Annotated in this window: 8 protein-coding genes and 1 pseudogene; 4 read left to right on the top strand and 5 right to left on the bottom strand. The window is 73.6% G+C overall.

Going from position 1 to position 11,055, the window contains the following annotated elements; all coding sequences use genetic code 11:
• Positions 1-44: 44 nt before the first annotated feature.
• A complete protein-coding gene (locus AB0L74_RS28585) occupies positions 45-815 on the bottom strand; it encodes an MBL fold metallo-hydrolase (RefSeq protein WP_365658439.1) in 771 nt (256 codons plus the stop codon).
• A 234-nt stretch (positions 816-1,049) separates the two neighbouring features.
• Here AB0L74_RS28585 and AB0L74_RS28580 point away from each other — a divergent pair, with 234 nt between their 5' ends.
• Positions 1,050-2,828, top strand: a complete 1,779-nt coding sequence (locus AB0L74_RS28580; RefSeq protein ID WP_365658437.1) for an FAD-dependent oxidoreductase — start codon at positions 1,050-1,052, stop codon at positions 2,826-2,828.
• Between the two features lie 130 nt (positions 2,829-2,958).
• Here the strand turns inward: AB0L74_RS28580 and AB0L74_RS28575 are convergent, their stop codons facing one another.
• A complete protein-coding gene (locus AB0L74_RS28575; RefSeq protein ID WP_365658434.1) occupies positions 2,959-3,585 on the bottom strand; it encodes a TetR/AcrR family transcriptional regulator in 627 nt (208 codons plus the stop codon).
• Positions 3,586-3,684: 99 nt separating this feature from the next.
• On the opposite strand from AB0L74_RS28575, the gene AB0L74_RS28570 reads away from it, so the two are divergent.
• Both AB0L74_RS28570 and AB0L74_RS28565 read left to right on the top strand, forming a co-directional pair.
• Positions 3,685-4,338 (top strand): CatB-related O-acetyltransferase, encoded by a 654-nt coding sequence (locus tag AB0L74_RS28570; protein ID WP_365658431.1) that lies wholly within the window; start codon positions 3,685-3,687, stop codon positions 4,336-4,338.
• Positions 4,339-4,396: 58 nt separating this feature from the next.
• Positions 4,397-5,366: pseudogene (locus AB0L74_RS28565) on the top strand (macrolide family glycosyltransferase); the annotation flags it as partial.
• A gap of 50 nt (positions 5,367-5,416) precedes the next feature.
• On the opposite strand, the gene AB0L74_RS28560 reads toward AB0L74_RS28565, so the two are convergent.
• From AB0L74_RS28560 to AB0L74_RS28550, 3 genes are read right to left on the bottom strand one after another with little or no spacing between them, the layout of a single operon-like run.
• Positions 5,417-5,797, bottom strand: coding sequence for a GtrA family protein (locus tag AB0L74_RS28560; RefSeq protein ID WP_365658428.1), 381 nt, complete (start codon positions 5,795-5,797; stop codon positions 5,417-5,419).
• On the bottom strand, positions 5,797-6,747 hold the full coding sequence (locus AB0L74_RS28555) for a glycosyltransferase family 2 protein (protein WP_365658425.1): 951 nt from the start codon (positions 6,745-6,747) through the stop codon (positions 5,797-5,799). The genes AB0L74_RS28560 and AB0L74_RS28555 overlap by 1 nt, the downstream gene beginning before the upstream one ends.
• Before the next feature lie 19 nt (positions 6,748-6,766).
• Entirely contained in the window at positions 6,767-9,523 is a 2,757-nt protein-coding gene (locus tag AB0L74_RS28550; RefSeq protein WP_365658422.1) for a YfhO family protein, read from the bottom strand.
• Between the two features lie 885 nt (positions 9,524-10,408).
• Here AB0L74_RS28550 and AB0L74_RS28545 point away from each other — a divergent pair.
• Positions 10,409-10,936, top strand: a complete 528-nt coding sequence (locus AB0L74_RS28545) for a hypothetical protein (RefSeq protein WP_365658419.1) — start codon at positions 10,409-10,411, stop codon at positions 10,934-10,936.
• Positions 10,937-11,055 lie beyond the last annotated feature (119 nt).

Here is an 11,055-nt window from a genome sequence, read left to right as displayed (position 1 = left end):
TCCCTGCCGGGGACCAGCTCAGGACACGGGACCTCGCGGGAGTACTAGCCGATCGAGAAGGTGACACCGGGTGCGGCATAGTCGACCGGACCGTCGAACCGGGCCGAGGCGCGTGCCACCGCCTGCTCCGGGGTGAGGGAAGGGCCGACATGGGTGACGATCAACCGGCCCGCCCGGGCCGCGCCGGCCGTGTCACCGGCGTCTTCGGGCGTATGGTGCACCTGTTCTCCCTGGGCCGGCGCCTGGGCGCTTTCGGCCTCGCACAGCAGCGCGTCGCAACCCTCGGCCAGCCGTGTGAGGTTCGCGCACGGTGCCGTGTCCCCGGAGTAGACCAGCGACCGGCCCTCGGTCTCGATCCGCACGGCGAAGGCCGGGATGCCGTGCGCCACTGCCCGGCTGGTCAACGTCAGCCCGCCGACGCGCGCTCGATGCCCGTCCTCGAGCTCATGCACGGCGAAGGCGGACTCGATCGGGCTGCGCGCCGAGGTGTTGGTGAGGAAGTGGGCCAGCCGGTCGGCGATGCCCGGCGGTCCGTACAGGGGGATGGGCGCCGCGAGCCGGATGTCCGCGAAGAGCGCCGCGTAATAGGCGGTGAGCAGGTCCGCGCTGTGATCGGCGTGCAGGTGCGAGATCCAGATCGCGTCCACCTCATCGAGGCGGACATGCCGTTGCAGCTGTGCCAGCGTCCCGCTGCCCGCGTCCACCCAGACCCGGGCGGAGCCGCCGGACACCAGATAGCCGGAGCACGGGTTGTCCACGCTCGCGTAGGGCGTCGCGGACCCCAGAACGGTGAGACGGAGAAGATCGCCGGTCATCCGGGGAGTCTATAGAACGCCTGATCGATAGGTGCGTTGGCGATGACTCCGCGGAAAGCCGTCCGCGATGTCCCAGCCGTCCGACAGAGGCGGGCCCCGCGCCGCCCGCCCCTGGCGCGTATCGATCGATCGGGATCGAACGCGGTGTGAGGGTGCCGTGCGCCGCCTCCCCTCCGGGCCGGTCCGACCTAGCATGACGCTTCCGCAACCGAGGGACCGGACGGAAGGCGGCTGATGGGACGGGAACGGACGCGACGTCAGGTGCTCTCCGCGGCCGGCGGTACGGCCGCCGCCCTCGCGCTGGGCGGACCCGTCCGGGCGGCGGGCGGCGCGGCCGGACGGACCGTCGCCGTCCTCGGCGGCGGGGTCTCCGGGCTCAGCGCGGCCCAGGAACTGGCCGAACGCGGCTACCGGGTGACCGTCTACGAACACTACCCCCACCTCGGCGGCAAGGCCCGCAGCCTGGACGTCCCCGGCAGCGCGGCCGGCGCCCGGCGCCCCCTGCCCGGCGAGCACGGCTTCCGCTTCTTCCCCGGCTTCTACCGCAACCTCCCCGACACCCTGCGCCGCATCCCGTTCCCCGGCAATCCCGACGGCGTCCACGGCAACCTCCGCGACGCCACCGAGGCCCTGGTCGCCCGGTCCGGGGGCCGCCCCGACCTCGCCCTTCCGCTGCGCACCCTCACCGCCCCGCCCGGAGCGGACGAGCTGACCGCCGCCGCCCTGCGCAAGCTGCTGACCGGAGCCCTGGACTCCGCGCTGCACCTTCCCGCGCACGAGACGGCGTACTTCGTGGACCGCGTCCTGGTCCACCTCACCAGCTGCGACCGGCGCCGCGAGGAGCAGTGGGAGAACGTACCCTGGTGGGACTTCATCCGGGCCGGCCAGATGAGCTACGACTACCAGCGGCTGCTCGGCGTCGGCCTGACCCGCGCCCTGGTCGCCACCAAGGCCGAGCAGGCCAGCACCCGCACGGTCGCCCGTACGATCATCGAGGCCTGGCTGCTCAACGGCGTCCTCGGCCGAGGGGTGGACGGCCAGCCCGACCGGGTGCTGAACGCGCCGACCAACGAGGCGTGGATCGACCCCTGGGAGCGCCATCTGCTCTCGCTCGGGGTGCGCTTCGAACTCGCCACCGACGTCCAGGAGGTGCTGTACGCGAACGGGCGGGTCAGCGGGGTGCGGGTCGCGCCCGCGGACGGCGGCCCGGCCCGTACCGTCACCGCCGACCACTACCTGTCCGCGCTGCCGGTCGAGCACGCCCGCGCCACCTGGGGACCGGCGCTGCGCGCCGCCGACCCGCAGCTTGGCCGCTGCGACGCCATCGAGACGGACTGGATGGTCGGTGTGCAGTTCTATCTGCGCCGGCCGGTGCGGCTCGGGCACGGCCACGCCGTCTTCGCGGACTCGCCGTGGTCGCTGACCGGGCTCACGCAGGCGCAGTTCTGGGACGGCCGTGACTTCGCCGCCGCTTACGGCGACGGACGGGCCGTGGACTGCCTGTCCGTGTGCGTCTCGGAGTGGAACCTGCCCGGCATCCGCTACGGGAAGACGGCCAAGCAGTGCACCCGCGAGGAGGTGGCCGCCGAGACCTGGGCCCAGCTCAAGGCGGCGCTGAACGACACCGGCCGGGCCGTCCTGTCCGACGCCGACCTGCACAGCTGGTTCATGGACCCGGCGGTGACCGGGATCGGCGGCCCCGGGCCCGCCAACCGCGACCAGCTCCTGATCCACCCGGTCGGCACCCTCCACCGCCGGCCCTCGGCGGCCACCCGCGTCCCCAACTTCTTCCTGGCCGGCGACTACGTGCGCACCGACGTGGACCTGGCCACCATGGAGGGCGCCAACGAATCGGCCCGGCGCGCGGTCAACGCCCTGCTCGACGCGGACGGCTCGGCCGCCGGCCGGTGCCGGGTGTGGACGGTCTTCCGCGCCCCCGAACTCGCGCTCCTCCAGCGGCTGGACGAGGTCCGCTACGGCCTCGGCCTGCCCAACACCTTCGACCTCGGCTGAGCGCCGCGGCCCGCCGCCCGGCCCGCCGCCACGCGGAGCCCTGGCCGGTGTACGTCAGGCGCCTGCCGCAGGTGAACAGCCGGCCGTGCCGCGCGCGACGTGCTTTCGGGCAGGCCGGCCGGAGGCGCGACTACACGCTCTCCTCCCGGCGGACGGAGAAGGCGCCCGCGGCGGCCGCCAGGACCGCCGCCGCCGCGGCCCGTTCCGGAAGGTGCGGGTCGGGATCGGTGCGCAGGAGCACCAGCTGGTGGTAGAGCGGCGCCGTGGCGGCGATCAGCAGGCTCCGCGCGTCCGTGTGCCGTGCGGGGAGTTCACCGCGCTCGACGGCGCGCTCGACGAGGATCTCGCACTGGGCGTACCGGCCGGCCCACAGCCGCGTCTGGGCCCGCGCGGCCTGTTCGGAGTGGAACGAGGCGGCCATCAGGGCGAGGGCGAACGACGGCCGCACGACCAGGGATTCCTGGATCTCCCGGTTGAGGGCCGTCAGATCGCCGCGCAGCGAGCCGGTGTCCGGCGGCCGCCAGTCGGCCTCCCCGGCGGCGTCGATGACGTCGACGAGCAGGCCGCCGACATCGCGCCAGCGCCGGTAGACCGTGGCGCGGTGCACTCCGGCCCGTGTCGCGACACCCTCCATCGTGAGTCCTTCGTGCCCGTTCTCGGCGAGTTCGGCGCGCACCGCGTCGAGCACCTGGGCGCGGACGCGGGCGGAGCGACCGCCCGGGCGGCGGCCCGGCCCGGGGCCCAGTGGGTCTGTCATCGGTGATCGGTATCCGGTTGAGTAAGGCGGCAGGGCTGTGCCAGCATCTTAACGCGGCGATTGTCGCTCTAGGCCAGCCAGAGAGGAACCGCCGCCCCGATGCCGCCCGTTCCCGCCGACCCCACCGTGCTCCACCCGATGCCCGAGCACCCGCGCGTGGTCCTGCTCAGGCCGCTGGTGAAGTCGCCGCTGATCGAGGTCGGCGACTTCACCTACTACGACGATCCGGACGACCCGACCGCGTTCGAGACGCGTAACGTTCTCTACCACTACGGCCCCGAGCGGCTGGTCATCGGCAAGTACTGCGCGCTGGGCACGGGCACGCGGTTCATCATGAACGGCGCCAACCACCGCATGGACGGCCCTTCCACCTTCCCGTTCCCCACCATGGGCGGCTCCTGGGCCGAGCACTTCGACCTGATCACCGGCCTGCCCGGCCGGGGCGACACGGTCGTCGGCAACGACGTCTGGTTCGGGCACGGCGCCACGGTCATGCCGGGTGTGCGGATCGGTCACGGCGCGATCGTCGCCGCCGGCGCCGTGGTCACCGGCAACGTCCCCGACTACGGCATCGTCGGCGGCAACCCCGCCCGGCTCATCCGCACCCGCTACGACGCTGCGGACGTCGCCCGGCTCCTCACCGTGGCGTGGTGGGACTGGCCCCTGCGGCACATCACCGAGCACCTACGGACGATCATGTCGGGGACCGTCGCCGACCTGGAGGAGGCCGCCGCGCGGATCGAGCGGCCCTAATACCGCGCCCTCGCCACCCCGCCCGCACCCGCCCCGCGCCAGAAACGAGTGATCGCCCATGTCCCGTCGCCGCGCCCGCATCGCGATGGCCGGCGTCCCCATCGTCAGCCATGTCCTGCCCAGCCTCGCGCTCATCCGTGAGCTGGTGGCCCGCGGGCACCGGGTCACCTACGCCAACGACCCGATCGTGGCCGACCGGATCGCATCCCCGGCGCGGAGCTGGTGCCCTGCGCCTCCACGTTGCCCGTCGCGGACAACGACTGGCCCGCCGATCCCATCGCTGCGGCGAGCCTCTTCCTCGACGACGCCGTCCAGGCGCTCCCGCGACTGCGCGCCGCCTACGACGACGATCCGGCCGACCTCTACCTCTACGACATCGGCGCTCTCGCCGCACGCGCCCTCGCCGAGGCGCAGGGCCGTCCCCTCGTGCAGCTGTCCCCGACGTTCGTCGGCTGGGACGGCTACCAGGAGGAGGTCGCCGCGCGGCTGCGGAAGCTGCCGGGCGCCGACGCGTACCGGGACAGGTTCGCGCGGTGGCTCGCGGAGTGCGGGGCGACGACCACGGACGTGGACGTCTTCTCCGGGCCGCCCGCACGGGCCCTCGCCCTGGTCCCGCGGGCGATGCAGCCGCACGCCGATCGGGTCGACACCGACACGGTGACCTTCGTCGGCCCCTGCTTCGACACCCGGGCGGACACGGACGGCTGGACCCGCCCGGCGGGCGCGGACCACGTGCTGCTGATCTCGCTCGGCTCGGCGTACAAGCCGGCCCGCGTTCTAGCCAGTGCGTCGCCGCCTTCGGCGACCTGCTCGGCTGGCACGTCGTGCTCCGGATCGGCAAGTACACCGACCCCGCGGAACTCGGCGCCGTCCCGCCCAACGTCGTCGTGCGCTCCTGGGTCCCGCAGCGGGCGATCCTGCAACAGGCCGACGCCTTCGTCACCCACGCCGGCATGGGCGGCTGCGGCGAAGGGCTCCTTGCCGGCGTTCCCATGATCGCCGTGCCGCAGGGAGCCGAGCAGTTCATGACATGCCGGCCGCCGCCGGCCCCGCGCTGTGAAGCACCGCCGCCGCTTCCCTACAGCATGATCCAGCGGGAGACCGCGAAGGTCACCGGGATCGCCGCCGCGGAGGCGAGCAGGGGGGCGAACCGGTTCCCGGCATGCAGCACGTCGACGATCACGTACACACCGGCCGTGGTGATCACGAAATTGGCGGCGTTCGTCAGCGGGAACAGCAGGAATTTCCGCCAGGTCGGCCGGGTCCGGTAGGTGAAGCGGGCGTTCAGGAAGAAGGACCCGGCCATGCTGAGCAGGAACGCGAGAACATGCGCGAGGAGATAGGGCAAACGCATGAGAAGCAACAGGTAAAGACCGTAATACGTGCCGGTGTTGACGACGCCGACCATGGCGAAGGTCGCGATCTGTCGCCGCATCGGACGGGACATGACGGTACGCATCAGGGAATGAGGTCTTTCGTCCGTTCCACGTTGCTCGCCTTCACCAGGAAATGCGGGCGTCCTTTGACCTCGTAGTAGATCCGGCCGGTGTACTCCCCGATGACGCCCAGCATCACCATCTGCACCCCCGCGAGCGCGGTGACGGCGGTGACGATGGTGACATATCCGGGGGTCTCCACGCCGTTGACGAGCGCGGCGCCCACGATCCACGCCGTGTAGAGCCCGGCACACGTCACCAGGGCCATGCCGAGGTGGAGGGCGGCGCGCAGCGGCCTGTTGTTGAACGACAGCAGCCCGTCGAGCCCGTAGTTGAGCAGGGACCTCAGGGTCCAGGAACTGCGGCCGTGCTCACGTAAGGCGTTCTCGTACTCGAATATGGTGCTGGGGAAACCGACCCACGCGAACAGGCCCTTGGAGAAGCGGTTGTACTCGGTCAGGGCCAGCACCGCGTCCACCACGCGCCGCGACAGCAGCCGGAAGTCGCCCACGCCGTCGACGAGTTCGACGTCGACGAGCCGGTTGACCAGCCGGTAGTACAGGCGGGCCGTGAGGGTGCGGGTGAGCCGGTCGCCGCGCCGGCTGCGCCGGGCGAGGACCTGGTCGTAGCCCTGGCCGCGCAGTTCCACCATGCGCCCTATCAGCTCCGGCGGGTGCTGGAGGTCGGCGTCCATGACCACCACCGAGTCGCCGGTGGCCTGGCGCAGACCGGCCAGGAGGGCGGCCTCCTTGCCGAAGTTGCGGCTGAAGGAGACGTAGCGGACGCGCGGGTCGCGGTCGGCGAGCTGTTCCAGGAGGGTGAGCGTCCGGTCGCGGCTGCCGTCGTCGACGTAGACGAACTCCATGTCGTGGCCGAGCGGCAGCAGGTCGTCGGCGACCTTCTGCACGGCGGTGTGGAAGCGTTCGATGACGTCTTCCTCGTTGTAGCAGGGGGCGACGATCGAGATGAGCATGGTTGTCTCCGGGACGCGGTCAGGGGGCGCTGGCGGTGCGGAGCGCGGGGCGGTGTGCGGCCCGCCGTCCGCGGACGGCGGTGACGGTGCCGAGCAGGACGAGGGTCAGGAGCGAGACGCCCCCGACGGCCGTGCCCAGCCGCAGGCCGGGCGGGCGGAAGGTGCAGGTGACGCTGGTCGCGGAGCCGTCCAGGGGGACGGCGATCAGCCCGTAGTACGTCTGGGCGGGCGCGGCCGGGGCCCCGCCCGCGGCACACCGCCAGCCGGCGATCCGGGGGACGGCGAGCACGGCGGTGCCTTCGCTGCCGGCCGGGAGCAGGGCCCGGACGGTGCCGTCGGAGACGGTCACCTCGCCGGCGCCCGTGGTCTTGAGCCGCTGGACGGCGGTGCGCAGGCGCGCGGTGTCCAGGCAGCCGACCGCGCCGTCCGGGACGGTGCCGGTCCGGGTGGGCGACAGCTCGATCCGTACCCGGCCGGACGGCGGGGCCGTGCCGAGCCGCTGCATGGCGGCGATCTTGGTGGTGTCGGAGGTGAACCGGCCGGTCAGCGGACGGGCCGGGGTGCCGGTGAGGCGGGCGGTGCCCGAGAAGCGCGGCGCCCAGAGGTAGACCTCGCTGCCGGCCGGGCACCGGGCCGCGATCGTCGGCCGGTGCGCGGCGGCGGCCTTCGTACGGGGGGCCTCGATCACCGCGCCCGCCCGGTCGCCGGCCGCCCGGTCGGGCTGCCCGCCGTCGCCGGTGCGCACGGTCAGCGGGGGCACGGTATAGACGCGGGTGCCCAGCAGCAGTTCCTGGTTGCGGTAGGGCGACGGCCCGAAGGCGGAGACGCCGGTGCGGGCGGTGGGCGCGGCGGACGGCCGGACGGTGACCAGGGGCGGTACGTCCTGCCGGGACACGGTCACCGGGCCGCGGTCGCGGGGGTTCCACCTCTGGTGCTGGTCCGGCGGGGAGTGCACCCGGGCGCCCACGGAGAAGATCGCGTCGGTGACGGCGTTGTCCAGGCTCTGGACGTTCCGGCCGCGCGAGGTCCAGCCGTCGCCGAGGGCGGTGAGGGTACGGCTGAAGACGTCCGCGGTGAGGCTGCTGTAGTACTGGGCGCCCTGGCCGCCCACCATCATCGGGTCGTTGCCCACGGTCTGCTCCCGGCCGGGGTCGGTGCGGTAGGCGGGCCAGCCGTCGGCCCTGGATATGGCCTCCGCCTGACGCTGCTGCCGGCTTCCCCAGGGCGCGTAGTCGTCCATGTGGTTCAGCCGCAGCCGGGTGGCCACGGCGGAGGCGGCGGTGGCCTCGCCGAGCTGGGCGCCGGCCAGGAGGGCGACGGCGAGCCCGGCGAGCGTGGTGCGGCGGCGCGCGGCCGCACCGCCGGCCGCGGCGCCCGCCTCGGCGGCGCGGCCGTCCCCGCCCGGCTCGCCGTGGCGGCCGCGCCCGGCGCCGGGCCCTTGCTCTGCGGCGGGACCGCCCCCGGCGCCGGGGCCCGTGGGCGCGGCGGGCCGGGCGGCTTCCGCGCGGCGCAGCAGGAGCAGTCCCCCGAGCGCTCCGGCGACGGCCAGGAGCAGCACCGGCCAGACGTAGGAGTGCACCAGGCCGCTCCGGCTCGCGATGGCGGCGATGAGGGCGAGCAGCGCGGTGGCCGCGGCCACCGCGCGCCGGCCGGGCACGCCGTAGGACAGCGTGTGCCAGGCCGCGATCACCAGCAGCGCGCACAGCACGAACGTCTGGCGGTAGGGGCTGCCGTTGGGTGTGGTGAAGGCGTGCCAGGCCAGGTGGGTCGGCGTCCACTGCGCCGACAGCGTGACGGCGGCCACCAGCAGGCTCCACCCGGCGCGCACCCGTACGGGGGCCGCCCGGTGGAAGGGCAGGGCGAGGGCCAGCAGCAGCGCGGTGGTGCCGACGAAGAGCGCCGGGGTGCCGAATCCGTAGGTCGCCGGCAGCAGCCGGGCCAGCAGGTCCTGCGTGGCGACCGGCGCGAAGTGCGTGACCCGGCCCGGGTAGGCGTGCTTGGTGCCGAAGTAGACGACCGTGACCAGCGGTGCGGCCAGGCCGACGCCCAGGGCGACGGTGACCGCGGCCCGGCCGGCCGCCGTCAGCGCCCGGCGGCGCGGCAGGCCGGAGAGCCACAGCCGCAGCAGCAGGACGAGGCCGGCGCCGAGGGTGGCCATGTACGCGGTGTAGAAGTTGGCGATCCAGGCGAGTGCCACGATCAGCACGCCGAGCGGCCGGCGCCGTCCGGCGAGCGTCCATTCGCCGACCAGGCACAGCAGGGGCAGGGCGATGAGGCCGTCGAGCCACATCGGGTTGTACGAGGCGTCGGTGAGCGACCAGCCGCACAGCGCGTAGGCGGCGCCCAGCAGCCCCGCCGCCCACCAGCGGCCGGAGCGCAGCCTGAGCAGCAGCCAGGCCATGGCGGCGCCGGCGCACGCCGTCTTCAGGACGGTGACCGCATAGACGGCGAGGTCGATCTCGTCCCTCGGGAACAGGGCCACGAGCAAGGCGAAGGGGCTGCTCAGATACGTCCCGAGGTCGGGCAGGAAGCTGGAGCCGAACCCGGACTGCCAGTTGACGAGCAGGCCGCCGTCGGACCGGCCGTGCAGCAGGTCCCACAGGTGGGCGTGGAACGGCACGTACTGGTTGCCCAGGTCGTTGACCGCGCGGGTGCGCGGGCCGAAGGGATGGCTGCGGGCGACGGCGTCGGCCGCGCAGAACACGGTGACGGTGATGGCCGCGGCGAGCAGTGCCGCGGCCTGTCGCGGTCTGCCGCGCAGGGTTGAGCGATCCATTCTCGGCGGGCCCCCAGGGAATTCGCTGCGCAGCGCCTCTTGCGGGGACGTCACTCCCTGTGCGCATCGGTCGTCCGACCGATTAGACCCGGGCCATTTCCTCATGGTTGCGCCGTCGCCGGTGAACGGTGGGCGAATGGTGAATGACGAACCGCGCTCGGGGCGCGCCGAAATAATTCGGGACGCACTCCGCCGCCCGAAAGGAAAACGGGACGCGTCCCGGGGAGGCCGAGGCCGAGCGCCGGCGGGGCGTCCGCCGGCCGACGGACGCGCCGGCGGGGCGTCCGCCGGCCGCGGATGGTCATCCGGCCGACCGCCCCTTTCGGGCGTCGTGCGGCCTGTGACAGCGCTGTGACGGGGAACCGATGATTCCGCTAACCCGCGTTCCATAACCTTTAGGCACAACGTCGCAGCCCGTACCGTTCGGCCCTTGAGGCCGAGGACGCGGGCATGCGGTCGGTTTCTCCACCTTCTCGCCGTCTCACCACCCAGAAGGGCAGCTCTCTCTTGATAACGCCTGTTTCCTCTACTTTTGAGCGTGCCTCCGTGTCCTCTCGCCGTCGCCGTGTGCTGCGTGGAGCCGTCGGCTCAGTCGTGCTCACCGGTGCGGTTCTCGCCTCCGCGGCAACCGCGTTCGCCGACAGCGACCCCGCGCCGACCGCCTCCGCCCCGGCGACCGTTCCCGTCACGGCCGACCCGTCGGCGCCCGCTTCCACCCCGGCGACCTCGGCCCCGGCCGCCTCCGCCCCGGCCACTCCCTCTCCGGCGTCGCCGTCGGCTTCCGCCCCCGGATCGCAAGCCCCCGCTCCCGCCTCCCCGAGCCCGTCGGCCACGGCCGCCGACCACGGTTCCGGCGGGCAGGGACCGGTCACGCCCGTCCGGTGCGTGGTGACGATCCAGCAGAACATCGGCGCGGGCACCACCGCGCTGATGACGATGAGCCCCTCCGGACCGTCCGTCCTGTTCCGGGGTTCCGGTGAGGACAAGCCGCTGCCGGGCCTGGCGCTGAACCGGGACCAGCCGAAGCTGCCCGCGAGCGCGGGCTTCCAGGCGGAGATCCTCCAGCCGTACAGCGACCGGCCGCAGTTGCTGACGAACATGGAGGGCGGCGGTCACCCGGCGTCGGTGACCTCCTTCCCCCGCCTGCCCGAGGGCTGCGGAACCGACGGCGGGGCCGCAGGCGGCACCGGGCAGTCCTCCGTGACCGCGAAGGGATCCGTGCAGGGCTCCGCTCAGACCTCCGTGATCCCCAAGGGCGGTGTCGCGGCGGGTTACGAGGTGACCGGTGAGGGCGACTCCGCGCTGCCGGGCGGCACCACCGCGGCGGCCCTCGGCGCCACCGGTCTCGCCGGTTTCGCCGGTGTCGTGTTCGCCACGCTGCGCCGCCGCAGGGCGGCCGCTCCCACTCGCTGACGCACGCACCCGCGCCCCGGGCCGGCCCGGCCCCGGCACAACGCCGGGGCCCCGCAGCCCCGCCCTGACTCCCGGAACCCGCTACGCCGACCCGCAGCATCCCGACCGCTGCATCCAGC

This window comes from Streptomyces sp. NPDC052020 (genome assembly GCF_040680575.1).
Lineage (GTDB): Bacteria > Actinomycetota > Actinomycetes > Streptomycetales > Streptomycetaceae > Streptomyces.
Note: the sequence above shows the minus strand (reverse complement) of the source record. Positions and strands in the feature narration are given on the sequence as shown.